Raw genomic sequence first — 23384 nt, forward strand, 5'->3', positions numbered from 1 at the left:
CCGGCCGTCTGCCGAGGAGTCGTCTTCCGGGCGGGTCAGCTCGAGTCGCGGTGCAGCACCGTCGCGCCCAGCACTTTGTGCGTCTCGGGCTCGGTCCCGGGTTTGCGCACGGCGCGGTCGACCAGTTCGGCGAGTTCACGGCCCGAGGGCAGCTCCAGGTGGACGGTGGTCAGCCGCGGCCGCAGCAGCCGGCCGAGCATCAGATCGTCGGCGCCCACCACGGCCGTCTCCTCGGGGATGCGGATGCCCTCGTCCTGCAGGGCCCGCATCAGCAGCATCGCGTACTCGTCGTTGTAGGTGAACACGGCGTCCAGACCGAGGGTCCGCCAGCGGGCGGCGAGTCGCGCCGCGGCCTGTTCCTCGAAGGCGAGGGGCAGTTCGGTCACCGTGGCGTCGGTGCCGCGCAGGGACTGGCGCACACCGTCGAGCCGGGGCGCGGAGAACGCCTCGAGGCCGGTCTCCTGCGGGACGACGACGCCGATCCGGCGGCGGCCGCGGTCGTGGAGGTGGGCGCCCGCGCTGTAGCCGACGACATCGTGGTCCATGAGCAGGGCGTGCGCGCCCTCGATGGTCTCGGGGCCGAGGGTGACCACGGCCCGGGCCCCGGAGCGCTTGAGCACCGCCACTCCTTGCGGACCGAGTCCGGAGCCGGGCACCAGCACGGCCACGGGCCGCAGTTCGGCCCAGGCGCGGGCGGCGTCGTCGCCGTGCGGGGCGCCGGTGCCGTACTGCACGACCGTGTAGTCCAGGCCGCCGAGCGCGACCTGGAGATCGGTGAGGAACCGGCTGTAGAGCGGGCCGACGGGGAAGGTCGGCGCGGGGATCAGGACCATGCGGCTGTGCCCGGCGCGCAGGGAGCGGGCCGCCGCGTGCGGCACGTACCCGAGTTCCTTCGCTGCCTGGTGGACCCGGCGGCGGGTGGGCTCGCTGATCCGTACGGCGGTGGTGTTGTTGAGGACGTAGGAGACGGTCGCGCGCGAGACGCCGGCCAGGCGGGCCACATCGGCGCTCGTGGGCACGGAGCGCATCGGTGCGGGGGACGGGGGCGCGGGCGTTTTCGGTATCTGCACCATGACGTACGGCATCTTGGCAGAAGCCTCAATGCGCGCTTCAGGCGGGGGAGTTGTGACGAAGGCGTGAGCGTTCACGAGGGCCGGCGGGCACCTCAAGGGGCTGCGCTAGCGGGTGGATTCCGCGCCCGTGAGCCGGTCGACCAGGTCGGTCCACGCATCCTCGAGGCGGGCCAGGGGTATCCCGCACTGCTTGGTCAGGTGGTGGATCAGGGCCGGGTCGAGCTGACCCATCAGCGTGTGGGAGAGGAGTTCGCAGTCCGCGTCGGGGACCGCCTGCCGCAGGAGCATGGCCACGTGATGACGCAGCACCCGGCGGGCCGGGACGACGAAGCGGCGGTTCGCACCCGCCTCGGCCGCCAGCTGCAGCTCCAGTTCGTCGACCGAGCGGCGCAGCATCCCGAGGCCGAACGCCCTCAGCCGCTCCACGGGCGGCGCGCCCGGTCCGAGCGGCGGCGGGCCGCTGAGGAACGCGGCCTGGAACTTCTTCTCGGAGTGGTCGAGCAGCGCCGTCAGCAGGCCGGTGCGGTCGCCGAACCGGCGGAAGACCGTGCCCTTGCCGACGCAGGCCGCCGCGGCCACCGCCTCCATCGTGACGGCGTCCGCGCCGCGCTCCGCCACCAGCCGCCCGGCGGCCTCCAGCAGCCGGGCCCGGTTGCGCGCCGCGTCGGCCCGCAGGCACGGCTCGTCGACCTCCGGGGCGCTGTCGAGCTGGATCAGCTCGGGACGGGCGACGGGCTCCTGAGGCGTCGGGAAGGGGGGCGGGGCGGTGGACATGAAGCCAGCGTAAAGCATCGGGAACAAAACTGGACCGCGGTCCGGTTAGGGTGCTAGAACAATAAACGGACCTCGGTCCGGATCGTAACGGCTGTGTTTCGCAGCAGTCTTTCTCTATGTGGGAGTCAGCATGTCTGTTCGCATCCTCGCGCTCGTCGGCAGCCTTCGCGCCGGGTCGCACAACCGCCAGCTCGCCGAGGCGGCCGTCAAGCTCGCCCCCGAGGGTGCCGAGGTGAACCTGTTCGAGGGCCTCGCCGAGATCCCCTTCTACAACGAGGACATCGACGTCGAGGGCAGTGTTCCGGCCGCCGCCGTGAAGCTGCGTGAGGCCGCCGGCGCGGCCGACGGCCTGATCCTGTTCACGCCCGAGTACAACGGCACCATCCCGGCCGTCCTGAAGAACGCCATCGACTGGCTGTCCCGCCCGTACGGCGCCGGTGCCCTCAGCGGCCTGCCGGTCGCCGTGGTCGGCACCGCCTTCGGCCAGTTCGGCGGTGTCTGGGCGCACGACGAGACCCGCAAGTCCGTGGGTGTGGCCGGCGGCAAGGTGCTGGAGGACGTCAAGCTGTCCATCCCCGGCTCGATGACCCGCTTCGCCGAGACGCACCCGGCCGACGACGCCGAGGTCGCCGAGCAGCTGACCGAGGTCATCACCCGTCTGCACGGCCATGCCACGGAGCCGGCCGCCGCCTGACCCGTCAGGCGACCGGTGCGACGACCGGTGCCGGAGAGGGGTCGCAGCCAATTGCGGGCTGCGGCCCCTCCGGCGTGTTCCCGACCGTGTCAGACCGCTTGGGGCAGCTGCTCGGCCCGGTGGATCGGGGTCCCCGAGCCGGTGAGCGGCAGGCCCGTTCCGCCGCGCCGTGCCGCGACGATCTCCGCCGCGATGGACACGGCGGTCTCCTCGGGCGTAAGCGCGCCCAGGTCGAGTCCGATCGGCGACCTCAGCCGGGCCAGCTCGCGCTCGCCGACGCCCGCTTCCCGCAGGCGCCGGTCGCGGTCCTGGTGGGTGCGGCGGGAGCCCATGGCACCGATATAGGCGACCGGCAGTCGCAGGGCCTCCGTCAGCAGGGGCACGTCGAACTTCGCGTCGTGGGTGAGCACGCACAGCACCGTGCGTCCGTCGGTCTCCGTCGCCCGCAGATAGCGGTGGGGCCAGTCCACGACGATCTCGTCGGCGTCGGGGAAGCGGGCCCGGGTGGCGAAGACGGGGCGGGCGTCGCACACGGTGACGTGATGGCCGAGCAGCTTGCCCGCCCGTACCAGGGCCGCCGCGAAGTCGATCGCGCCGAAGACGATCATGCGGGGCGGCGGCACGGCCGACTCCACGAGCAGGGTGAGACCGCCCGGGCAGTGCGAGCCGTCCTCGGAGAGCTCGACCGTACCGGTGCGGCCGGCGTCCAGCAGGGCGCGTGCCTGGCTGATCGCCGTGCGGTCCAGGTCCGGGGTACCGCCGAGACCACCTTCGTGTGAACCGTCGGGGCGTACGAGCACCGCCCGGCCGAGGAGGCCGGCGGGCCCCCGGGCCACCCGGGCGAGAGCCACCGGCTCGCCCCGGGCGGTCACAGACAGCGCGGCCGTCTGGGGTTTCTGGGCGGCGTCGTACGGGGTGATCATGACGTCGATGGTTCCGCCGCAGGTCAGCCCCACGGCGAAGGCGTCCTCGTCGCTGTAGCCGAACCGCTCGACGAGCGTCTCGCCCTCCTGGAGGGCCTGGAGGCAGAGGTCGTACACGGCGCCTTCCACACAGCCCCCGGAGACCGAGCCGATGACTGTGCCGTCGGCGCGGACGGCCATGGCGGCGCCGGGAGGGCGCGGGGCGCTGCCGCCGACGGCGACGACCGTGGCGACGGCGAACTCCCGGCCCTCCTCGATCCACTCGTGCAGCTGCCCGGCCAGGTCAAGCATCGCCGCCCGCCATCAGGACACGGTCGGGCCGGATCGGCAGGTTCCGGTGGCGTACGCCGGTCGCGTGCCACACGGCGTTGGCGACCGCCGCGGCGGCACCCACGATGCCGATCTCACCGATGCCCTTGATGCCGACCGGGTCGTCCGGGTCGGGGTCGTCGACCCAGTCGGCCTCGATGTGGGGCACGTCGGCGTGCGCGGCGACGTGGTAGCCCGCGAGGTCGGCGCCGTAGAGGCCGCCGCCGGCCCGGTCCCGTACGGCCTCCTCGTGCAGGGCCATGGAGATGCCCCAGGTCATGCCGCCGACGAACTGGTTGCGGGCGGTGAGCGGGTTGACGATCCGGCCGGCCGCGAAGATGCCCAGCATCCGGCGGACGCGGACCTCGCCGGTGGCCGGATCGACGGCGACCTCGGCGAACTGCGCTCCGAAGGAGTGCCGCTCCTTCTGGGCGAGGGCACCGATGGCCTCGGACGTGTCGGACCGTACGGTGATGCCCTCCGGCGGGATGTCGGCGCCCGGCGCGAGGCTCTGGCGCAGCTCGTCGGCGGCGGCCGTGACGGCCCAGGCCCAGGAGCGGGTGCCCATCGAGCCGCCGGCGATCATCGCCGGGCCGAAGTCGCTGTCCCCGATGCGCACCCGGACGCGGTCCGTCGCCACTTCCAGCGCGTCGGCGGCGACCAGCGTGAGCGCGGTCCTGGCGCCGGTGCCGATGTCCGCGGCGTTGATCCCCACCGTGAAGGTGCCGTCCGCCTCCGCGGTGACGGCCGCCGTCGAGGGCATGGCCCCGGCGGGGAAGGAAGCGGCGGCGGTGCCCGTGCCGAGCAGCCAGCGGCCGTCGCGGCGCACTCCCGGCCGCGGGTCCCGGTCCGCCCAGCCGAACCGGCGGGCGCCCTCCCGGAAGCAGGCGATCAGGTTGCGGCTGCCGAACGGCAGTCCGGACACCGGGCCCACCTCGGGCTCGTTCCGTACGCGCAGCTCGATCGGGTCGAGGCCGCACCGCTCGGCGAGTTCGTCGAGCGCCGACTCCAGCGCGAACGAGCCCGGTGCCTCGCCCGGGGCGCGCATCCACGTCGGGGTCGGTACGTCGAGCCGTACGATCCGGCTGGCCGTGTGGTGGGCGTCGGCCGCGTACATGGACCGGCCCGCCGCGGCGCTCGGCTCGACGAACTCGTGCACGGTCGAGGTGAGGTTCAGCGACCGGTGCTCCAAGGCGCGCAGCCGCCCGTCCGCGTCCGCGCCGAGCCTGACCCGCTGGGCCGTGGGGCTGCGGTACCCGGCGAGCGAGAACATCTGCCGGCGGGTCATGACGACCCGGACCGGGCGCTGCAGAACGGTCGCGGCCATCACGGCGCCCACCTGGTGCGCACGGACGCCCTTGCTGCCGAAGCCGCCTCCGACATGCTCGGACCGTACCCGTACGGAGGCCGGGTCGAGGGAGAAGAGGTTGGCGAGTTCGCCGGCGACCCAGGTGGTTCCCTGGTTGGAGTCGACGACCTCGAGCCGGCCGCCCTCCCACCGGGCCGTCGCCGCGTGCGGCTCCATCGGGTTGTGGTGTTCCTCCGGAGTGGTGTACTCCGCGTCCAGCACGACGGCGGACGCCGCGAGTTCGGCCTCCAGGTCGCCCTTCTCGACGACGCCCGGCATATGGCCGTCGAGCGCGTAGGCCTCGGTCTGCCGCTCGGCGGAGAACGCGACGTCGTGCGGTTCCTGGTCGTAGTGGACCTGGAGGGACTCGGCGGCTTCCCGGGCCTGTTCGGACGTCTCGGCGACGACCAGCGCCACGGGCCAGCCCAGGTGGGCCACCCGGTCGTGCTGGAAGAGGGCGATGCTCGGGTCCGGGGCCCCCAACAGCCCTGCGTAGTCGGTGTCGACGCGCGGGGCGTTCTCATGGTGGAGCACGGCGAGGACACCGGGCATGCCGAGCACGGCCTCGGTGTCCAGGGCGCGGACGCGGCCGCGGGCGACGGTGGACAGCACCAGCCAGCCGTGGGCGAGCTCGGCGAACGGGATCTCACCGGCGTAGCGAGCCGCTCCGGTGACCTTGTCGCGGCCCTCCACACGGGTGTGCGCGGAGCCGACGGAGCCCCTGGTGGCGGTGGTCATCGGGTGGCCTCCTCGGCGAGTTCGCTCAGCACGGCGACGACGAGGTTGCGCATCAGGGTCACCTTGTATCCGTTGTGGGGCAGGGGCCTGGCGGCGGCCAGTTCCAGCTCCGCGGCGGCCGCGAAGGTCTCGGCGTCAGCGGGTGCGCCGAGCAGGACGCCCTCGGCCGCGCGGGCCCGCCAAGGCCGGGAGGCGACGGCGCCGAAGGCCAGGCGCACGTCGTGCACGACGCCGTCCCGGACGTCGAGCGCGGCGGCGATCGAGCCGATGGCGAAGGCGTACGAGGCGCGCTCGCGGACCTTGCGGTAGCGGGAGTTGGCCGCTGTGGCGGTGGGCGGCAGGGTGACGCCGGTGATCAGCGCGCCCGGCGGCAGGGCGGTCTCCAGATGCGGGGTCTCCCCCACCGGCAGGTAGAAGTCGGCGAGCGGCACCTCCCCCGGCCCGTCCGCCGTCTCGTACGACACGGTCGCGTCGAAGGCGGCCAGGGCCACACCCATGTCGGAGGGGTGGGTGGCCACGCAGTGGTCGGACGCGCCGAGGACGGCGTGGTTGTGGTGCTCGCCCTCGATCGCGGGGCAACCGCTGCCCGGGCTGCGCTTGTTGCAGGGGGCGCTGACGTCGGCGAAGTAGCCGCAGCGGGTGCGCTGGAGCAGGTTGCCGCCGACGGTGGCCATGTTGCGCAGCTGCCCGGAGGCACCGGCCAGTACGGCCTGCGCCAACGCCGGGTAGCGGCGCCGGACTTCGGGGTGCGCAGCGAGGTCGCTGTTGGTGACGGTGGCCCCGATGCGCAGCCCGCCGTCCTCGGTGGGCTCGACGCGGTTCAGGGGCAGTTCGCGTACGTCGACGAGGAGGGCGGGCCGCTCGACACCGGTCTTCATCAGGTCGACCAGGTTGGTGCCGCCGCCCAGGAAGCGGGCTTCCCGGTCGCCGTCGAGCAGCGCCACGGCGCCGGAGACGTCGTACGCCCGCTGGTAGCCGAACTCCCTCATGCCGCCGCCCCCTTGGACTCCGCGGCGCGGGCCACGGCCTGGACGATCGACACGTACGCGCCGCAGCGGCACAGGTTGCCGCTCATGCGCTCCCGTATCTCCTCCGGCGTCAGGGGTGGTGGCCCCGCCTCGGGCCGTACGTCGTCGGTGGCCGCGCTCGGCCAGCCGGCCGCGTGCTCCTCGATCATCGCGATCGCCGAACAGATCTGTCCCGGCGTGCAGTAGCCGCACTGGTAGCCGTCCAGTTCGAGGAACGCCTGCTGTACCGGGTGCAGTCGGTCGCCCTCGGCCACGCCTTCGATGGTGGTGATCTCGCGCCCTTCGGCCGCCACGGCCAGCTGCAGACAGGCGACGCTCCGGCGGCCGTCGACCAGGACGGTGCAGGCGCCGCACTGCCCCTGATCACAGCCTTTTTTCGTACCGGTCATATCGAGTCGTTCGCGCAGGGCGTCGAGCAGCGTGGTGCGGTGGTCGACGGTCAGCGTGTACTTCTCGCCGTTGACGGACAGGGTGAGGTCGCTGGACGTCGATGGGGGCATGGAAGCCTTCTCTCTCAGTGTCGCGAGGCCAGGAGGCAGGGGGCGCGGGCTGTCCGCGCGGACGGCACACCGATACGATGGAGCAAGCGGACAGTTGTCCGTTACCCGAAAACTTAACGGACAACTGTCCGCTTAACAAGGGCCGGGTTTCGGCCATGGGACCGCGAGGAGGGCGAGTGCGGCAGAAGAAGGACGCTCCTCTGCGCTCGGACGCGCAACGCAATCGCGAGCGCATCCTGGAAGTGGCGCTGATCGAGCTGACGCGTTCGGCGGACGCGCCGCTGAGTTCGATCGCCAAGAAGGCGTGCGTCGGGCAGGGCACCTTCTACCGCCACTTCCCCAGCCGTGAGGCACTCGTCCTGGAGATCTACCGCCACGAGATGCAGCAGGTCGCCGACACCGCCGCACCCCTGCTCGAGAGCCGGGAACCCGACCGGGCGCTGCGCGAGTGGATGGACCGGCTCGCACGGTTCGCCATGACCAAGGCGGGCTTGGCCGACGCCATCCGCCAGGCCACGAGCGCGCCGGGGCAGCCCGCGAAGCCGGGACACACGCCGGTGACGGAGGCGGCCGAACTGCTGCTGCGCGCCGCCGAGCAGGCCGGCACCATCCGCCCGGGGATCACCGCGGACGATCTCTTCCTCACGATCGGCGGCCTCTGGACGATCGACCCCCACACCGACTGGCAACCACGCGCCACCCGGCTGCTGGACCTCGTCATGGACGCGCTGCGGGTGGGGGCACCGGGGCGCTGAGGGCCCGGCCATCGGACGGCGATTCCTGACGCATGCGCTGAGGGCGGTGTCCGCGGTGTTCCGCAGACGACCACCGATGTCCGCCTCGCGACGGGCACCCCGGAACACGACACGGGGCGGCCTCCGGGCCACGGCCGATGCATGGTGTGCGGGTGGTGGCTTCAACCGATCGCCGTGGGGGCCAGTTCGCGCAGTTCCTGGAGAGCCGCCGCGACCGCCGGGCGGGCGTGGCCGCCACCGCGGGTGCAGGTCAGGAGCTTGCGGTGGGGGTTTCCTGTGCAGCGGACCCGGGTGATCGGGAGGTGCGGGGTCAGGTGGGCCAGGCGCGGGACGAGGGCGACGCCGAGCCGGTGGGCGACGAGGTGGGCGGCGACGTTCCAGTCGAGGGCGTGGTGGACGACGTCGGGGGTGAACCCCGCCGCGCCGCAGGCGGACAGGACGTGCGGACGGCAAGGGCTGCCCTCCACCGGCGCGATCCACGCCTCGCGCGCCGCCTCGGCGAGATCGACCCGGGCCCGCCCGGCGAGCCGGTGGCCTTCGGGGACGACCAGGTCGAACGGGTCGTCCAGCAGCGACTGCTGGTCGAACCGCGCATCGCTCAGCGGCGGGTTGAGCGGCGTGGCCTCGACGATCGCGAGGTCGGTCTCCCCCTCGAAGAGCAGGTCGAAGCTCTCCGGGACACCCACCTCGGCGATCCGCACGGACAGCCGTGGATGCCGCTCGCCCAGCCGGGCCGCCATCGGGGCCAGCAGCACCGAGATCGCCACAGGGAACCCGGTCACGCGCAGCACCCCGGAGGGCGCTCCATGGTCGGCCCGCAGATCGAGTTCGGCCAGGTCCCAGCGGGCCTGGATGGCGTCGGCGTGCGCCAGGAGGCTCTCGGCGGCCGGGGTGAGGCGCACCCCGCGTCCCTGGGGTTCCAGAAGTTCGACGTCCAGGTCACGGGCGAGCTGCCGGATCTGCTGGGAGGCGGCGGACGTGGTGAAGTGCAGGGCCCGGGCGGCGGCGGTGACCGTGCCGTAGTGGGAGACGGCCCTGAGGACGTGCAGCCTGCGCAGGTCAATCATGCAGTCCACGCTTCACAATGCCGTCCACAAAGTCAACCTGGACGTGTACGGATTTCTCGACGCACCCTGGCTGTGTCGCGACGGTCAACCAGCCACGACGTACGAGGAGTCAGTCATGACCAGCACCAATGCCACGGCCTGCCCGCACTGCGGCTGGCCGGACGGGGGCGAGCCGTTCCAGGTGCTGTCGCGGCACACCACCGCGACGGGCCGCACGGAGTGGACGCGCTGCGGGTGCGGCTCGCTGCAGGTCCGTCTCGTCGACGGGTGCGGGACGCGCGTCGTCTCCCGCGGCGGGCCCGCCTCCGGCTCGGGGTCCGGTTCCCACAGGGTCCCTGCGCCCCGCTTCGGGTAGGCGAGCACCGGCGGTTTCGTGACGATGACCGGGGGCGGGGTGTGCGGCCGGCTCATCACCGCGTTCATGACCTGCGCGTATCTTGGTGGCGCCGTCGGCTCGTGGCTGAGCATGCGTGCGTACGGCCGCTTCGGGTGGCCGGCGTGTGCGTGCCGGTCGCCGCGCTCACGGTGGTCGCCCTCACGCGTCCCATGAGCGCCACCCGCCGTACGGCGGGCAGGTTCCGCCGCTCGGCGGCGCCCGCGACCCGGGCGGCGGGGCCGACCATGGCAGCCCGAGCCGCCGTGACCTCGCGTGAGGAGACGCCATGACGCACGTTCCGCCCCCGTTCGACCCCGAACTCGCGGGTGCCCTGGAGCTGATCAAGGACATGATCACCCCGGGCCTCACGCCGGACCAGATCGCCGAGGTGCGCCAGGGCCCGGGCATCGCGCTGCTCGCCGAGCTGGACCTGACGATGGGCGGGACGTTCGAGGTGGAGGACCGGCTGGTGCCCGGTCCTCAGGGCGAGCCCGACATATCCCTGCTGATCTGCCGGCCGACCGCTCCGGCGACCGCCGGGGCGCGGCCCGTCATCTACCACGTGCACGGCGGCGGCATGGTCATCGGGAACAACCGGGTCGGGGTCGATGTCCCACTGGCGTGGGCGCAGGCGCTGGACGCGGTCGTGGTGTCCGTGGAGTACCGGCTGGCGCCGGAGCATCCGCATCCCGCGCCCGTCGAGGACGTGTACGCCGGTCTGCTGTGGACGGCCGACCACGCCGACGAGCTCGGCGCCGACCCCGAGCGGATCGTCATCGCGGGTGCGAGCGCGGGCGGCGGGCTGTGCGCGGCGCTGGCCCTGCTCGCCCGGGACCGCAAGGGGCCGCGGCCGATCGGGCAGGTCCTGCTGTGCCCGATGCTCGACGACCGCAATGACACGCCCTCGACGTACCAGATGGCGGGCCTCGGGGTGTGGGACCGCACTGCCAACGAGACCGGCTGGACCGCGCTGCTGGGGTCGCGGCGGGGCGGGCCCGACGTACCGGCGTACGCGGCGCCGGCCCGTGCCGAGGATCTGACCGGGTTGCCCCCGGCCTTCCTCGACGTCGGCTCGGCGGAGACCTTCCGCGACGAGGTCGTCGCCTACGCCTCGCGCATCTGGCAGGCCGGTGGCGTGGCCGAACTCCATGTCTGGCCGGGCGGCTTCCACGGCTTCGACGGATTCGCACCCCAGGCGGCGCTGTCGCAGTCGGCCCGGGCGGCGCATGTGAACTGGTTGCGGAGGCTGCTGAACGGGTGACGGCAGGCTTCTCTCCTGGCCGGGCAGCCGCATGGCGCACCATAGGTCCATGAAAGAGCTGGCCGGACGCCTGACCGCGCTCGACCCGGATGCCGGTGCGGCGGTCCGGGTCATCGCCTACTTCGACCGCCTGGCCGAGTCCAGGGCCGGTGTCGAGGCACTCGTACGCGGCGCCGCCGTACTGTCCGGCTGCCCGGCCCGGCTGGTGGACCCCGAGCGACGCGTCCACGTCCGCGTACTGCCCGACGGCACACGCCAGGACACCGAGACCCCACCGAACCCCACCTGGCCCTCCGCCCGACTGAGCCCGAACGGACCGGCGATCCTGTGGCTGGAACGCGACGGGGCGGAGCGGGACGGCGGCGCTACGGAGGGGGCCGGGCCCGGGCCCGGCGTGGGCGTCACGGAGCAGGCGGGGGCCGCATCCGGCGAGGCCATCGCTGAGCACGGTGGGGCCGCACCCGGCGGGGCCAGCACAGAGCACGGTGGGGCCACGCCAAGCCGGGTCGGTGAGGAGCAGGGCGAGGCAGAACCCGGTGGGGTCGTCACGGAGGACGCCGGGGCCGCACCCAGCCCGTTCGACGCAGAGCGGCGGGCCGAGGCCGCACCCGGCGAGGCCATCACGATGCCCACCGGGGCAGAACCCGGCGCGGCCAGCACAGAACACGGCGAGGCGACGCCAAGCCGGGTCGGTGAGGAGCAGGGCGAGGCAGAACCCGGTGGGGTCGTCACGATGCCCACCGGGGCAGAACCCGGCGCGGCCAGCACAGAACACGGCGGGGCCACGCCAAGCCAGGTCGTCACCAAGCAGGCAGGAGCCGCGCCCGCCGGGGTCGTCGCAAAACAGGCCGGGGCCACGCCAAGCCAGGTCGTCACCAAGCAGGCCGGGGCCGCACCCGGCCAGGCCGTCGCAAAGCAGGCCGGGGCCCGGCCCGGCGCGGCCGAAACGGAACCCGTGGCGCTCTCCCCCAGCGTCGTCGACGCCGTGATACTCGAACGGGCCGCCGTTGCCCTGCGGCTCGTTCTCGACCGTACTCGTGGTCGGGCCCCGGCCGATGACCCGGCGTTGGTGGAGACCCTTCTGGATGCCACGGCCCCGGAGCAGGCGCGCCTGTACGCCGCCCGTCGGCTCGGTCTGGACGCCACGGCACCGGCGCGGGTGCTCGCCCCGCGGAACAACCGGCCTCGGGTCGTACCGGCCGGGACGGACATCGCGGAGTCCCACCCGGTTCCACCGGACTCCCGGCTCGGCGTCGGGCCCGCCGTGCCCGTGCTCGAACTGCCCCGGTCATGGGCGGCGGCCCGTACCGCCCTGCGGTTCACCGCCGAGGGCACCCCGCAGGACCCCGGGCCGCGAGTCGTGTACGCCGATGAGCTGGGCGGAATCGCCCTGCTCGCCGACCTCGTCGTACCGGGCGCAGAGCCGCCACCCGACGTCCGGGCCCTGGAAGCGGCCGCGGCATCCACGCCCTGGCTGCCGGCCACGCTGCACGCGGTCGCGTCCACGGCGAGCCTGCGGGCGGCAGCGGCCGGGATCAACGTCCACCACTCCACGCTCCAGGACCGGCTGACGCACGCGGAGCACCTGCTCGGCTGGCCGGTACGCACCCCGCAGGGCCGGCTCCGGCTCCAACTGGCCCTGGCCATGCGGCACCTGGCCCGCCCGTAGGGCCTGTCGTCCGGATCAGGCCGCGGACGCGGGGCCCGGCAGGCACAACGCCCATTCCCTGCGAGCTGAGCCGGACAACCAGACGACAGGCCCTGGCCGACCGGCCGCCCGGGGAACACCCCGTTTGTGATACGCCCCGTCGTGATCCAGATCGCGCCCCTGGCCCGTGCCACGGCCCGGCGCCCGGGAGAGACTGTCCGGGCGCCGTCCGTACGAGGTTCAGGAGCATGAGGCATGAGCGTGCAGCGCTATCCCCTGTCCGGGGTCACGGTGGTCAGTGTGGAGCAGGCCGTGGCCGCGCCCTACGCCACCCGGCAGCTCGCCGACCTCGGTGCGAGGGTGATCAAGGTGGAGCGGCCGGGCGGCGGCGATTTCGCCCGCCGTTACGACACGACCGTGCACGGCCACGCCAGCTATTTCGTGTGGCTCAACCGCTCCAAGGAGTCCCTCACCCTGGATCTGAAAGACCCGCGCGGCCGCGAGATCCTGCACGACCTCCTCGACGGCGCCGACGTGTTCGTGCAGAACCTCGCCCCGGGCGCCGCCGCCCGGCTCGGCCTGGACGCGGACACCGTCACGAACCACCGCCCGGGCCTGATCCCCTGCACGATCTCGGGCTACGGCACGACCGGCCCCTGGGCCGACCGCAAGGCCTACGACCTGCTCGTGCAGTGCCAGACCGGGCTGGTGTCCCTGACGGGCACCCCGGAGGGGACCGCCCGGACCGGGATCTCCGTGGCCGACATCGCCGCCGGGATGTACGCGTACAGCGGCGTCCTCACCGCCCTCTACACCCGCGCCACCACCGGCGAGGCCCACCCGGTGGAGGTGTCCCTGTTCGAGGCGCTCGCGGAGTGGATGGGCCAGCCCGCCTACTACACCCGGTACGGCGGCACCCAGCCCCCGCGCCTCGGCACCCAGCACGCCACCATCGCGCCGTACGGGACGTACCCGGCGGCCGACGGCAAGGAGGTGCTGTTCTCCATCCAGAACGAGCGGGAATGGGCGGCCCTGTGCGCGGAGTTCCTCGGCCGGCCGGAGCTGGCCGACGATCCGCGCTTCGCCACCGCCTCCGACCGCGTCGCCCACCGCGAGGAGCTCGACACCGTCGTCGCCGGCCGCTTCGCCCGCTCCGGCTCCGACGAGATCCTCAAGGACCTGGAGCGCATCGGCATCGCCTGTGCCGGGGTCAACGACGTCGCCGCGTTCCTGGACCACCCGGTGCTGGCCGGCCGCGGCCGCTGGACCGAGGTCGCGGTGCCGGGCGCCACCGTCGAGGCCCTGCTGCCGCCGGCCGACCTGGCCGGTGTGCCCGCGCGCATGGACCCCGTCCCGGCGGTCGGCGAGCACACCGGGGCGATCCTCAGCGAGCTGGGCCGCACCGGCGAGGAGGTGGCGGCGCTGCGCGCGGAGGGTGTCGTCTAGACGCTCAGCGGGATTCGGCCGCCCGCCGTGTCTCCTCCTCGGCCTCCTGCCTCTTCGAGGCCCGCAGGCTGGTGATCGTCGTGACGGTCAGGACCAGCACGATGAAGCCCAGCGAGAAGGGGATGCCGATCTCGGGCACGTGGACGCCCGACTCGTGCAGGGCGTGCAGCACCAGCTTCACGCCGATGAAGCCGAGGATGATCGACAGTCCGTACGAGAGGTGGACCAGCTTCTTCAGCAGGCCGCCGATGAGGAAGTACAGCTGGCGCAGGCCCATCAGCGCGAAGGCGTTCGCGGTGAACACGATGTACGGGTCCTGGGTGAGGCCGTAGATCGCGGGGATGGAGTCGAGGGCGAACAGCACGTCGGTGGAGCCGATCGCGAGCATCACGACCAGCATCGGCGTCATGATCCGCTTGCCGTTCTCGGTGATGAACAGCTTCGTGCCGTGGTAGCGGTCGGCCACCCCGAAGCGCTCCTCCGCCATCTTCAGCAGCTTGTTCTCCTGGTACTCCTCCTCGTGCTGGTCCTTGCGCGCGTCCTGGACCAGCTTCCACGCGGTCCAGATCAGGAAGGCACCGAAGATGTAGAACACCCAGGAGAAGGCCGAGATGATCGCCGCGCCGGCCGCGATGAAGACGGCCCGCAGCACCAGGGCCACCAGCACGCCGACCATCAGCACCCGCTGCTGGTACTGCGAGGGCACCGCGAACTTCCCCATGATCAGGACGAACACGAAGAGGTTGTCCACGCTCAGCGACTTCTCGGTGATGTACCCGGCGAAGAACTCACCGGTGGGCCCGCTCCCACCGAAGTACCAGAGCCCCAGCCCGAACAGCACGGCCAGGACGATCCACACCACCGTCCACGTCCCGGCTTCCTTGATCGACACGTCGTGGGGCTTGCGGCCGACGAAGAAGTCGACGGCGACGAGCACGCACAGGGCTGCCACGGTCAGCAGCCATACGGAGAGCGAGACGTTCACTGTTGCTCCTGATACAGGTGTGGGGTTGGGACATCGTTGTCCGTTGTGGCTGATTTCCGCCACACCCGTCAGGTGAACAATTGGTCAAAGCTGCACGTGGAGCGCCTCCAGGACGTCCTGGTCCGTCAGCTGGTCGAAGTTCTCGTACCAGAGGCCCACGGCCATGAACGCCGCCGGTCGGTGCAGGCAGAGCACCTCGTCGGCCACGGCGCGCATCAGCTCGGCCGCCTCCGGCGAGCACACCGGCGCGGCCAGCACGACCCGTGCGGGCGCCTGACGGCGTACGGAGCGCAGCGCGGCGCGGGCCGTGGAACCGGTCGCCAGGCCGTCGTCGACGACGATCACCGTCCGTCCGCGCAGGTCGGGCGCGGGGCGGCCCTGCCGGTACAGCCGCTCGCGGCGGCGCAGTTCCGCGCGCTCCCGTTCGATGACGGGGGCGAGGTCGGCCACGCCGAGGCCCAGGTGGCGCAGGGCGTCCTCGTCGAGGAGCGGCACCTCGTCCCCGGCCATAGCGCCGATGCCGTATTCCTCCTGGAAGGGCGCCCCGATCTTCCGTACGACGAGCACGTCGAGCGGGGCGTCCAGCGCCGCCGCGACCTCGCTCGCCACGGCGACCCCGCCGCGGGGCAGGGCGAGGACGAGCGGTCGGGGCAGCGCTCCCGCGTCCTGCCGGGTGCGCAGCTTCCCGGCCAGTTCCCGGCCTGCCTGCCGGCGATCGCGGAACCGCATGACGGTCACCTCTGCTTCCCGTACGAAGGGGTCCCTCGGCCCGCCGTGGTGCTCAGTCGCTCGTCGCACCACTGCCGGGCCGCCTCGGTGACGCGGTCCAGCGTGCCGGGCTCCGCGAACAGATGGGTGGCGCCGGGCACGACGTGGAGGGTGTGCGGGGCGTGCAGCCGCCGGGCGGCTTCCTCGTTGAGCCGCAGCACGTGCTGGTCCCGGCCGCCCACGATGAGCAGCACCGGGGCCCGGACAGCCTCGAGGGCGTCGCCCGCCAGGTCGGGCCGGCCGCCGCGCGAGACGACCGCCGGGACCCGGCCGGGCCGTTCGGCGGCGGCGACCAGGGCCGCGCCCGCGCCGGTGCTGGCGCCGAACAGGACGACGGGCAGGCTCCGCGTGCCGTACCAGTGCTCCAGCCAGTCGATGGCGGCCACCAGCCGGCGTCCCAGCAGGGGGATGTCGAAGCGGAGTTCGGCGGTGCGCAGGTCCTGGCGTTCCTCCTCCTCGGTGAGCAGGTCGATCAGCAGGGTGCCGAGTCCGGCGGTGCGCAGGCCGGCGGCGACCTCGCGGTTGCGGGGGCTGTGCCGGGAGCTGCCGCTGCCGTGCGCGAACAGCACGACCGCGCGGGCGTTCGGCGGCAGGTTCAGATCACCGGTGAGCGCGGCGCCGCCGACGGGCACGGTGACCGTCTGGGTGATCATCGAAGGCCTCCTCTCCCCCGGTTTCCTTCGGTTCCCCCGGTTTCCTCGGTGGGTCCTGCCGTCCGCCTACCCACGCCGCGGCAGGCGTCCCGTGTGTGGTGTGGCGCGATCTGTGGGATGCGTGTCGTTGACGCCATGACCCGGGCGGACGGAGCGTGGAAGGGTGACTGCGCGAGTGACTCCACGTCGTATCGTCTTCGTCGTTTTCGACGGCTTCCAGCCGCTCGATCTCACCGGCCCGCACGAGGTGTTCCACAGCGCGGGCGACTACGCCTGCGAGGTCGTGGCGTCCCGGCCGGGACCGGTCAGGTCGGCCGGCGGGCTGCTGGTGCACGCCGGGCACGGCGTGGCGGACCTCGACCCGGGCGCGACGGACACCCTGGTGGTGGTCGGCGGCCGGGGTGTCTACCGGGCCCGGGAGGATGCGGCGCTGGTCTCCTGGATCGCCGCCGCCGCGGCCGGTGCCCGGCGGGTCGCCTCGGTGTGCAGCGGGGTGTTCCTGCTGGCGGCCGCGGGGCTGCTGGACGGGCGGCGGGTCACCACGCACTGGGCCCGGGAGCAGCAGCTGATCCGGGAGCATCCCGAGGTGCGGGTGGACTGCGACCCGATCTTCGTGCGGGACGGACGGGTGTGGACCTCGGCCGGGGTGACCTCCGGCATGGATCTGGCGCTCGCCCTGGTGGAGGACGACCTGGGCCGGGACGTCGCGCACGCGGTGGCTCGCCGGCTGGTGCTGTTCCTGCGCCGTCCGGGCGGCCAGTCGCAGTTCAGCGTGGCGCTCTGGTCGCGGCAGCCGGCGACCGACCCGGTGCGGGCCGCCGTCGGCGCCGTCCACGCCGATCCGGGCGCCCGGCACGACATCGCTGCCCTCGCCGCGCATGCCGGGCTGAGCCCGCGTCACCTCCAGCGCCGCTTCACCGCCGAGCTGGGCGTGCCGCCCGCCACGTATGTCGAGGGGGTGCGCGTCGAGGCGGCCCGGCGCGCGCTGACCGAGGGGGACGAACCGGTCGAGGCGATCGCCCGCCGCTGCGGCTTCGCCACGGCCGAGACCCTGCGCCGCACGTTCCACCGCCGGCTCGGCGTCGCGCCGTCGGACTACCGCGCCCGGTTCCGCTCCACCACGGGATCCGCCGGGGTCCATCACGTCTCAGAGGAAGAAGAAAACGTATGACGAGCTACGGACTGCTGGTCTTCGAGGAGGCCGAGGAACTCGACTTCGTGGGGCCCTGGGAGGTCTTCACCGTCTCCGCCCGGCTGCGCGACGGCGCCGACACGGCGGTGCTCGTCGCCGAGCATCCCGGCCCGGTGCGCTGCAACAAGGGCCTGCGCGTGCTGCCCGACCACACCCTGGACGACCATCCGCCCCTGGATGTGCTGCATGTGCCGGGCGGGCGGGGCGCGCGTGAGGTCCAGCTGCACAACCCGGTGGTCACCGACTGGATCGGGAGGACGGCGGAGCGGGCCGCCTGGGTGCACGGCGTGTGCACCGGCACCTTCCTGCTGCACGCGGCGGGCCCAGCCCGGGGACGCCGGGTGGCCACCCACTGGGGCCAGGAGGATGCCCTGGAGGCGCGGGGCGATGTGACGGTCGTCCGGGACGTCCGCTATGTCGTGGACGGCAAACTGGTCACCAGCCAGGGTGTGTCGGCCGGCATCGACAGCGCGCTGTGGCTCGTCGGCCGGCTGCACGGCCGGGATCACGCGCGGGCCGTGCGCCGCTACATCCAGTACGACCCGGCTCCGCCGTACCTCGCGGACGAGCCCCTCTGACGGCCGCGGCGGCCGGCGCTGCATGGGTGGGCCGGTGTCGGGCAAGCGCAGTCCATGGGCGGTGACACGGGCGACGGCGGGCAGGGACGGCAGCCGGGCGAGTGCGGGCACCGGGCGGTGCCGCATCCGGGTGATGTCCGGATCGAGGCGTGGGCGGCGTGCCGGGAGCACTGTCTGGCGGAGGCCGTGCTGGCGTTGGTGGAGTGCTTCGCGGACGTCTCCGGGGTGCGGGCCACCGCGGTGGACCGGGTGCGCCTGGCCGAGGCCAGCGACGACGATCTGCTGGCCACGCTGCTGGACGAGGTCATCTTCCGGTGGGAGGAGTACGGCCAGGTGCCGGTGGACGTGGAGGCGGACGAGGCCGACGGCGGCCTGGACGTGCGGCTGGCGGTCATCGGGCTCGCGGACGTGGAGATCACCGGGTCGGTCCCGACGGCGGTGGCGTGGGAGGAGCTGCGGATCGGGCCGGATCCGTACGGGTGGTCGTGTGCGGTGAGGGTCGACGCCTGAGAGGCCTGAGCGGCCGGGGTTGACCTGAGCGGCGTCCTACCGTGGAGGTGTGGGCGGCGGCATCGTGACGCTGTTCCTGTGCGGTGACGTGATGCTCGGGCGCGGCGTGGACCAGATCCTGGCGCACCCCTGCGACCCGGCACTGCGGGAGGCGTACGTCGAGGACGCGCGCTCCTACGTCCGGCTGACGGAGTCGGCGCACGGGCCGGTGCCCGCGCCCGTCCCGCCCTCCTGGCCGTGGGGCGAGGCGCTGCGCGTGCTGGACGAGTCCGCTCCGGACGCCCGGATCGTGAACCTGGAGACGTCGGTGACGAGCGGCGACACGTTCGCGCCGGACAAGGAGATCCACTACCGGATGCACCCGGCCAACATGCCGGCCCTGGCCGTGGCCCGCCCCGACGTGACCGTCCTCGCCAACAACCACGTCCTGGACTTCGGCCGCCCGGGCCTGTCGGAGACCTTGGACGCGCTGGCCGGGGCGGGCCTGCGGACGGCGGGCGCGGGGCGCGGGGCCGGCGAGGCGTACGCACCCGCCGTGGTGCCCCTCCCGGGTGGCGGCCGGCTGCTGGTGTTCGCCCTCGGGGCTCGCTCCAGCGGGATCCCGTCCGGCTGGGCGGCGACGGCGGAGCTGCCGGGGGTCGCGTACGTTCCCGCGCTCTCGCCCCTGGCGGCCGGCGCCGTGGTGCGGCACATCCGGCGGGCCGCACGGGCCGGTGATCTCACCGTGGTGTCCGTGCACTGGGGCTCGAACTGGGGTTTCGGCGTGCCCCGGGAGCAGGTCCGTTTCGCACGGGCCCTGGTGGACGGCGGTGCCGACATCGTCCACGGCCACTCCTCCCACCATCCCCGCCCGCTGGAGGTGTACCGGGACCGGCTGATCCTCTACGGCTGCGGCGACTTCGTCGACGACTACGAGGGCATCTCCGGCTACGAGGAGTACCGCGACGACCTGCGGCTCGCGTTCCTCGTCTCGGTCGAGGCGGACAGCGGACGGCTGGCCGGGCTGCGCATGGTGCCGCTGCGGGCACGGCGGATGCGGCTGGAGCCCGCGTCCGGGGCGGACCGTACCTGGCTGCGGACGACGCTCGACCTGATCAGCGGCGGGGTGGGCGTGAGGCTGGAGCCCGACGGATCGCTGGCACTGACGGGCGGATGATCCGGTGACCGCTCAGCCGGCCGTGTGGCCCGGCGATCGGTCCCGGACTCGCATGTCCGGGTCCCGCAGGGGTACCCCGGGCCACATGACCGGCATCGAACTCAGCAGCGACGCGTTCAACGACCACTCCTTCATCGCGCGCCGGTACTCGTACGAGGGACCGAATGTGTCCCCGCCGCTGGCCTGGAGCGGCGTACCGGACGACGCGGCCGAACTGCTCCTGCTCTGCGAGGACCCCGACGCCCCGTCGGGCACCTTCGCGCACTGGGTCGTGGTCGGCATCGACCCGCACAGCGACGGCGTCGAGGCCGGGCACTGCCCGCCGGGCGGCACGGAGCTCGTGAACAGCTACGGGCAGGAGGGCTGGGGCGGCCCGCATCCCCCGCCGGGTGACGACGCCCATCACTACTTCTTCCGGCTGTACGCCCTGTCCGAACCGTGCGTCCTACCCGACGCGCCCGGCGCGGACGAGGTGCACCAGGAGGTCGAGCGGCGCCGGCTGGCGGACGGGACGCTGGTGGGGCTGTACCAGCGCTGACCCGCTGAGGCACAACGGTTGGTTGTGGCTCAGGTGCCGGACGGTTGTTTGCTTGCCCGGCCCGGTCCTCGCTTGGATGGCTCCCGGTCAACACCGGGTTGTCCGCGGGAGCTGGGAGTGTGCGCCGGGTATGGCGGGCAGACGGTCGCTGGGGCGGCGGTTCGGGTGGTTGTGGGGTGCGTACGCGGTCAGTGCGGCCGGTACCTGGCTCGCGTTCGACGCGTTCGCCCTGATCGCGGTCCTCGCGCTGCACGCCGGTCCGGCGCAGGTGGCGCTGCTGGCCGCGGTGGGACCGGCGGTCGGCGCTGTGGTGTCGGTGCCGCTCGGGCCGTGGGCGGAGGTCCGCCGCAAGCGGCCGGTGATGATCGCGACGGACCTGGTCCGGTGCGTGGTGCTGCTGAGCGTCCCCGTGGCGTTCGCGCTGGGCCGGCTGAGCTTCGGTCAGTTGCTGCTGGTGTCGGTAGCCGTCGCCGCGGCCGACATCACCTTCAACGCGGCGGCCGGGGCGTTTCTGAAGGACTTGGTCCCCCGGCGTGACCTGCTCGTCGCGAACGGGCGGTTCGAGGCGACGAACTGGACCGCGAGCATGGTCGGGCCGCCGCTGGGCGGGGCCGCGATCGGGCTGTTCGGCCCGGTGACGAGCGTGGTGGCCAACGCGGTGAGCTATCTGCTCTCCGCGTCGGGGATCGGGGCGATCGGCGGCGGAGAGAAACCCCCTGCCCCGCCCCTGTCCGCCGGGACCCGGCCCCGGGCTGGCGACCTGCTCGACGGCTGGCGGTACATCCTGGCCGATCCGGGCCTGCGCCCGCTGTTCTTCCACACGGTCCTGTTCAACGCCCTGGTCCTGGCGGCCTCGCCACCGCTGCTGGTCCTGATGGTCGACCACCTCGGCTTCGCCCCTTGGCAGTACGCCCTCGCCTTCGCGGTGCCCTGCACCGGTGGCCTGCTCGGCTCCCGGCTGGCGCCACGGCTCGTCACGCGGTTCGGCCGGCACCGGGTCCTGCTCACGGCGGGGGTGCTCCGGTCGGGCTGGCCCCTCGGTCTGGCCTTCGTGGGCCCTGGCGCGGCCGGGCTGACGCTGGTCATGGTGGTCGAGTTCGGGCTGATCACCTGCTGCGCGGTGTTCAACCCGGTGTTCGCCACGTACCGCCTGGAGCGGACCCCCGCGGGCCAGGTCACCCGCACCCTTGCCGCCTGGTCGGCCACCGGCAAGGCCACCCTCGCGGCCGTGACCGCGCTGTGGGGCCTCCTGGCGGGCCTGACCGGCCCCCGCACGGCCATCGCCCTCGCCGGTGCCCTCCTCCTCGCCACCCCGCTCCTGCTCCCCCGCCGGGACCGGACACCGGACATCGGCCCCGAGCCGACTCGCCTGCCGCTCAAGGCGGACGGCGGCTGACCGGGGCCGACAGAGCGTTGTCCGGGTCGGCTCAGACCGACCCGGGCACGTCCTCCGTGACGCCGTTCAGCGGGGAGGACGGGTCGGCGCCGTACGGGCGGGTGATGATCTCCAGGCCGTGGCCCGCCGGGTCGAGGAAGTACACGCCCCGGCCCCCGTCGTGACGGTTGATCCGGCGCGGCTGATTGCCGTGCGGGTCGGCCTGGATGGGGATCCGGGCCGCGACGAGGCGGGCGAGTGCCTCGTCGAACTCTTCCTCGGAGACGAGGAACGCGTAGTGCTGCATGGGAATGTCGGCGTCGATGGTGAGAAAGTCCAGCGTGACGCCGTTGGCGGTCGTCACCGGCAGGAACACTCCGGCCGGTGCCCCGACCTCGAGTCCCAGGATCTCCGCGAGGAAACGAGCGGACTTCTCCCGGTCTCGGGACAGGACGATGGTGTGATTGAACTCGACTGACACTGGTCAATGCCTCCACGGGCATCTTCGCGGCGCCTCCATGCCTCACCCGGCCGGTGACCGGCACGCGAAGCCGCGCCGTGGATCGTAGACAGAGGCGGTGAGGGGCGTCGAGCGGTTTTCGGCCGCATCCGGCAGGGTGGCCGAACGCCCCCCGATTCCGCGAAGTCCCCGCCGTCCCGGACGACCCTGACAATTGTCAGGGACCGCGTCGCCCCAGGTCTCCCTACAGTGCTGAGCGTCGGCCACGAGCCGCACCGCTGCACATCAGTTCAGGGGGAATCGACATGTCCACTCGCATCTTCGCCAGGGCCGCGCTCGTCGGCGCCGGGGCGCTCGCGCTGCTCGGCCCGCTCACCGCGGGAACCGCCGCGGCGTCGGCCGCCGGCCAGGAGGGCGTCGCCCGCGTCAAGGCGGCACCCTACGCGGTCGTGCCGTACGAGAACGTCAACGTCCGCTACGGGCCTGGCACTTCCTACGACAAGATCACCACGAGCCCGGCGGGGCAGCCGCTCGGCGCCTACTGCTGGACCCGTGGCGAGCGCATCACCGACAACGGCTACAGCAACGACGTCTGGGTGAAGCTCCTCGAGGGCTACGTCAGCGCCGTGTACCTCAAGGGCAACGAGTACGGCGACCTGCCGTCCTCGGCGCGCTGCTGACCCGGACCATGACCACTCCCGACCACACCATCGTCCTACGGGGGACAGACACATGAAGCGAATGATCAGCCGTACCACCATGGGCCTCGCCGCCGTCGCGCTCACCGTCGGCGCGCTCGCCGGCACCGCCCACGCGGCCCCGGCCGCCGCGGCGAACAACGGCGACCCGACCCTCACCGACGTCTACATCTGGGCCACCGACGTCAATCTGCGCCAGCAGCCGACCACCGACTCCCCGCGTCTCGCGGTCCGTTCGAAGTGGTGGGGGGACGCCGTGTGCCAGACGCAGGGCCAGCGGGTCACCGACCCGGCCGTGGGCACCAACAACTGGTGGACCGCCGTCATGGAGTTCTCCGGCAGTGACATCGCCTGGGTGAACAACCTGTACATCCGGGGCGGCGAGAAGATCGCCGGAGTCCCGGACTGCTGACGCGCCGTCCGCTCCACACGCCCGCGGGGGGGGGGGGGGGGGGGGGGGGGGGGGGGGGGGGGGGGGGGGGGGGGGGGGGGGGGAGGGGGGGGGGGGGGGCGGGGGGGGGGGGGGGGGGC

25 protein-coding genes and 2 pseudogenes are annotated in these 23384 nt (G+C 73.2%); 16 read left to right on the forward strand and 11 right to left on the reverse strand.

Translation table 11 applies throughout. The annotated features are described in order from the left end of the window. Positions 1–35: 35 nt before the first annotated feature. Positions 36–1085 carry a LacI family DNA-binding transcriptional regulator gene (locus ACZ6I3_RS13885; RefSeq protein ID WP_469414461.1) on the reverse strand — a complete coding sequence of 350 codons (1050 nt, stop codon included), beginning with the start codon at positions 1083–1085 and terminating at the stop codon, positions 36–38. A gap of 93 nt (positions 1086–1178) precedes the next feature. Beyond that, positions 1179–1847: a TetR/AcrR family transcriptional regulator gene (locus tag ACZ6I3_RS13890; RefSeq protein WP_469414463.1), complete on the reverse strand. Its 669-nt coding sequence runs from the start codon at positions 1845–1847 to the stop codon at positions 1179–1181. A gap of 130 nt (positions 1848–1977) precedes the next feature. Between ACZ6I3_RS13890 and ACZ6I3_RS13895 the strand changes: the two genes are divergently transcribed. Continuing rightward, positions 1978–2541, forward strand: coding sequence for an NADPH-dependent FMN reductase (locus ACZ6I3_RS13895; RefSeq protein WP_469414464.1), 564 nt, complete (start codon positions 1978–1980; stop codon positions 2539–2541). Positions 2542–2630: 89 nt separating this feature from the next. On the opposite strand, the gene ACZ6I3_RS13900 is transcribed toward ACZ6I3_RS13895, so the two are convergent. The 4 genes from ACZ6I3_RS13900 to ACZ6I3_RS13915 are packed head-to-tail and all read right to left on the reverse strand — an operon-like array spanning position 2631 to position 7387. Beyond that, positions 2631–3755 carry an XdhC family protein gene (locus ACZ6I3_RS13900; RefSeq protein WP_469414466.1) on the reverse strand — a complete coding sequence of 375 codons (1125 nt, stop codon included), beginning with the start codon at positions 3753–3755 and terminating at the stop codon, positions 2631–2633. Then, positions 3748–5859: a xanthine dehydrogenase family protein molybdopterin-binding subunit gene (locus ACZ6I3_RS13905; RefSeq protein WP_469414468.1), complete on the reverse strand. Its 2112-nt coding sequence runs from the start codon at positions 5857–5859 to the stop codon at positions 3748–3750. Before ACZ6I3_RS13905 ends, ACZ6I3_RS13900 begins: the two co-directional genes overlap by 8 nt. After that, on the reverse strand, positions 5856–6848 hold the full coding sequence (locus ACZ6I3_RS13910) for an FAD binding domain-containing protein (RefSeq protein WP_469414470.1): 993 nt from the start codon (positions 6846–6848) through the stop codon (positions 5856–5858). The genes ACZ6I3_RS13905 and ACZ6I3_RS13910 overlap by 4 nt, the downstream gene beginning before the upstream one ends. Then, entirely contained in the window at positions 6845–7387 is a 543-nt protein-coding gene (locus ACZ6I3_RS13915; RefSeq protein ID WP_469414472.1) for a (2Fe-2S)-binding protein, read from the reverse strand. The genes ACZ6I3_RS13910 and ACZ6I3_RS13915 overlap by 4 nt, the downstream gene beginning before the upstream one ends. 176 nt (positions 7388–7563) lie before the next feature. Here ACZ6I3_RS13915 and ACZ6I3_RS13920 point away from each other — a divergent pair, with 176 nt between their 5' ends. Continuing rightward, positions 7564–8142 carry a TetR/AcrR family transcriptional regulator gene (locus tag ACZ6I3_RS13920; protein WP_469414473.1) on the forward strand — a complete coding sequence of 193 codons (579 nt, stop codon included), beginning with the start codon at positions 7564–7566 and terminating at the stop codon, positions 8140–8142. A 161-nt stretch (positions 8143–8303) separates the two neighbouring features. Here the strand turns inward: ACZ6I3_RS13920 and ACZ6I3_RS13925 are convergent, their stop codons facing one another. Next, positions 8304–9209, reverse strand: coding sequence for a LysR family transcriptional regulator (locus tag ACZ6I3_RS13925; protein ID WP_469414474.1), 906 nt, complete (start codon positions 9207–9209; stop codon positions 8304–8306). Between the two features lie 115 nt (positions 9210–9324). On the opposite strand from ACZ6I3_RS13925, the gene ACZ6I3_RS13930 reads away from it, so the two are divergent. The 6 genes and pseudogenes from ACZ6I3_RS13930 to ACZ6I3_RS13955 all read left to right on the forward strand — a co-directional run bounded on the left by ACZ6I3_RS13930 (position 9325) and on the right by ACZ6I3_RS13955 (position 13940). Further along, positions 9325–9564, forward strand: a complete 240-nt coding sequence (locus tag ACZ6I3_RS13930) for a hypothetical protein (RefSeq protein WP_469414476.1) — start codon at positions 9325–9327, stop codon at positions 9562–9564. Positions 9565–9665: 101 nt separating this feature from the next. Further along, complete coding sequence (locus tag ACZ6I3_RS13935; RefSeq protein ID WP_469414478.1) at positions 9666–9875, forward strand: hypothetical protein; 210 nt, start codon at positions 9666–9668, stop codon at positions 9873–9875. Beyond that, positions 9872–10846, forward strand: coding sequence for an alpha/beta hydrolase (locus ACZ6I3_RS13940; protein WP_469414480.1), 975 nt, complete (start codon positions 9872–9874; stop codon positions 10844–10846). Before ACZ6I3_RS13935 ends, ACZ6I3_RS13940 begins: the two co-directional genes overlap by 4 nt. Positions 10847–10895: 49 nt before the next feature. Next, positions 10896–11192 (forward strand): annotated as a pseudogene (locus ACZ6I3_RS13945) (helix-turn-helix domain-containing protein); the annotation flags it as partial. Between the two features lie 618 nt (positions 11193–11810). Further along, a pseudogene (locus ACZ6I3_RS13950) lies at positions 11811–12515 on the forward strand (helix-turn-helix domain-containing protein); the annotation flags it as partial. A 234-nt stretch (positions 12516–12749) separates the two neighbouring features. Further along, positions 12750–13940 (forward strand): CaiB/BaiF CoA transferase family protein, encoded by a 1191-nt coding sequence (locus ACZ6I3_RS13955; protein WP_469414481.1) that lies wholly within the window; start codon positions 12750–12752, stop codon positions 13938–13940. Between the two features lie 4 nt (positions 13941–13944). Here the strand turns inward: ACZ6I3_RS13955 and ACZ6I3_RS13960 are convergent, their stop codons facing one another. The 3 genes from ACZ6I3_RS13960 to ACZ6I3_RS13970 form a co-directional block, all read right to left on the reverse strand. Further along, a complete protein-coding gene (locus tag ACZ6I3_RS13960; RefSeq protein WP_469414482.1) occupies positions 13945–14925 on the reverse strand; it encodes a TerC family protein in 981 nt (326 codons plus the stop codon). Positions 14926–15009: 84 nt separating this feature from the next. Next, a complete protein-coding gene (locus ACZ6I3_RS13965; protein WP_469414483.1) occupies positions 15010–15654 on the reverse strand; it encodes a phosphoribosyltransferase in 645 nt (214 codons plus the stop codon). 5 nt (positions 15655–15659) lie between these two features. Further along, the gene (locus ACZ6I3_RS13970) at positions 15660–16346 is read right to left on the reverse strand and encodes a dienelactone hydrolase family protein (protein WP_469414484.1); all 687 of its coding nucleotides are present in this window, start codon (positions 16344–16346) and stop codon (positions 15660–15662) included. 175 nt (positions 16347–16521) lie between these two features. Here ACZ6I3_RS13970 and ACZ6I3_RS13975 point away from each other — a divergent pair, with 175 nt between their 5' ends. The 6 genes from ACZ6I3_RS13975 (at position 16522) to ACZ6I3_RS14000 (ending at position 21716) form a co-directional block, all read left to right on the forward strand. Then, positions 16522–17517 (forward strand): GlxA family transcriptional regulator, encoded by a 996-nt coding sequence (locus ACZ6I3_RS13975; RefSeq protein WP_469414486.1) that lies wholly within the window; start codon positions 16522–16524, stop codon positions 17515–17517. Beyond that, complete coding sequence (locus ACZ6I3_RS13980) at positions 17514–18116, forward strand: DJ-1/PfpI family protein (protein WP_469414487.1); 603 nt, start codon at positions 17514–17516, stop codon at positions 18114–18116. Before ACZ6I3_RS13975 ends, ACZ6I3_RS13980 begins: the two co-directional genes overlap by 4 nt. A 54-nt stretch (positions 18117–18170) precedes the next feature. Continuing rightward, positions 18171–18626, forward strand: a complete 456-nt coding sequence (locus ACZ6I3_RS13985; RefSeq protein ID WP_468185098.1) for an archease — start codon at positions 18171–18173, stop codon at positions 18624–18626. A gap of 49 nt (positions 18627–18675) precedes the next feature. After that, positions 18676–19782, forward strand: a complete 1107-nt coding sequence (locus tag ACZ6I3_RS13990) for a CapA family protein (protein WP_469414490.1) — start codon at positions 18676–18678, stop codon at positions 19780–19782. Positions 19783–19867: 85 nt separating this feature from the next. Next, a complete protein-coding gene (locus ACZ6I3_RS13995) occupies positions 19868–20320 on the forward strand; it encodes a YbhB/YbcL family Raf kinase inhibitor-like protein (RefSeq protein WP_469414492.1) in 453 nt (150 codons plus the stop codon). Between the two features lie 130 nt (positions 20321–20450). Then, complete coding sequence (locus tag ACZ6I3_RS14000; protein ID WP_469414494.1) at positions 20451–21716, forward strand: MFS transporter; 1266 nt, start codon at positions 20451–20453, stop codon at positions 21714–21716. Positions 21717–21747: 31 nt separating this feature from the next. Here ACZ6I3_RS14000 and ACZ6I3_RS14005 read toward each other — a convergent pair whose 3' ends face one another. Further along, positions 21748–22176, reverse strand: a complete 429-nt coding sequence (locus tag ACZ6I3_RS14005) for a VOC family protein (RefSeq protein ID WP_469414495.1) — start codon at positions 22174–22176, stop codon at positions 21748–21750. A gap of 284 nt (positions 22177–22460) precedes the next feature. On the opposite strand from ACZ6I3_RS14005, the gene ACZ6I3_RS14010 reads away from it, so the two are divergent. Then, complete coding sequence (locus ACZ6I3_RS14010; RefSeq protein ID WP_469414497.1) at positions 22461–22835, forward strand: SH3 domain-containing protein; 375 nt, start codon at positions 22461–22463, stop codon at positions 22833–22835. A gap of 52 nt (positions 22836–22887) precedes the next feature. Beyond that, entirely contained in the window at positions 22888–23265 is a 378-nt protein-coding gene (locus ACZ6I3_RS14015; RefSeq protein WP_469414499.1) for a peptidase M23, read from the forward strand. The last annotated feature ends 119 nt before the right edge of the window (positions 23266–23384 follow it).

It is taken from the genome of Streptomyces sp. NPDC041940 (assembly GCF_055589465.1).

Excerpts from the sequence above, each read along its gene's own strand:
- ACZ6I3_RS13885 (WP_469414461.1), bottom strand. The coding sequence starts at position 1,085 with ATGCCGTACGTCATGGTGCAGATACCGAAAACGCCCGCGCCCCCGTCC.
- ACZ6I3_RS13890 (WP_469414463.1), bottom strand. The coding sequence starts at position 1,847 with ATGTCCACCGCCCCGCCCCCCTTCCCGACGCCTCAGGAGCCCGTCGCC.
- ACZ6I3_RS13895 (WP_469414464.1), top strand. The coding sequence starts at position 1,978 with ATGTCTGTTCGCATCCTCGCGCTCGTCGGCAGCCTTCGCGCCGGGTCG.
- ACZ6I3_RS13900 (WP_469414466.1), bottom strand. The coding sequence starts at position 3,755 with ATGCTTGACCTGGCCGGGCAGCTGCACGAGTGGATCGAGGAGGGCCGG.
- ACZ6I3_RS13905 (WP_469414468.1), bottom strand. The coding sequence starts at position 5,859 with ATGACCACCGCCACCAGGGGCTCCGTCGGCTCCGCGCACACCCGTGTG.
- ACZ6I3_RS13910 (WP_469414470.1), bottom strand. The coding sequence starts at position 6,848 with ATGAGGGAGTTCGGCTACCAGCGGGCGTACGACGTCTCCGGCGCCGTG.
- ACZ6I3_RS13915 (WP_469414472.1), bottom strand. The coding sequence starts at position 7,387 with ATGCCCCCATCGACGTCCAGCGACCTCACCCTGTCCGTCAACGGCGAG.
- ACZ6I3_RS13925 (WP_469414474.1), bottom strand. The coding sequence starts at position 9,209 with ATGATTGACCTGCGCAGGCTGCACGTCCTCAGGGCCGTCTCCCACTAC.
- ACZ6I3_RS13930 (WP_469414476.1), top strand. The coding sequence starts at position 9,325 with ATGACCAGCACCAATGCCACGGCCTGCCCGCACTGCGGCTGGCCGGAC.
- ACZ6I3_RS13940 (WP_469414480.1), top strand. The coding sequence starts at position 9,872 with ATGACGCACGTTCCGCCCCCGTTCGACCCCGAACTCGCGGGTGCCCTG.
- ACZ6I3_RS13955 (WP_469414481.1), top strand. The coding sequence starts at position 12,750 with ATGAGCGTGCAGCGCTATCCCCTGTCCGGGGTCACGGTGGTCAGTGTG.
- ACZ6I3_RS13965 (WP_469414483.1), bottom strand. The coding sequence starts at position 15,654 with ATGCGGTTCCGCGATCGCCGGCAGGCAGGCCGGGAACTGGCCGGGAAG.
- ACZ6I3_RS13970 (WP_469414484.1), bottom strand. The coding sequence starts at position 16,346 with ATGATCACCCAGACGGTCACCGTGCCCGTCGGCGGCGCCGCGCTCACC.
- ACZ6I3_RS13980 (WP_469414487.1), top strand. The coding sequence starts at position 17,514 with ATGACGAGCTACGGACTGCTGGTCTTCGAGGAGGCCGAGGAACTCGAC.
- ACZ6I3_RS13985 (WP_468185098.1), top strand. The coding sequence starts at position 18,171 with ATGGGCGGTGACACGGGCGACGGCGGGCAGGGACGGCAGCCGGGCGAG.
- ACZ6I3_RS13995 (WP_469414492.1), top strand. The coding sequence starts at position 19,868 with ATGACCGGCATCGAACTCAGCAGCGACGCGTTCAACGACCACTCCTTC.
- ACZ6I3_RS14000 (WP_469414494.1), top strand. The coding sequence starts at position 20,451 with ATGGCGGGCAGACGGTCGCTGGGGCGGCGGTTCGGGTGGTTGTGGGGT.
- ACZ6I3_RS14010 (WP_469414497.1), top strand. The coding sequence starts at position 22,461 with ATGTCCACTCGCATCTTCGCCAGGGCCGCGCTCGTCGGCGCCGGGGCG.
- ACZ6I3_RS14015 (WP_469414499.1), top strand. The coding sequence starts at position 22,888 with ATGAAGCGAATGATCAGCCGTACCACCATGGGCCTCGCCGCCGTCGCG.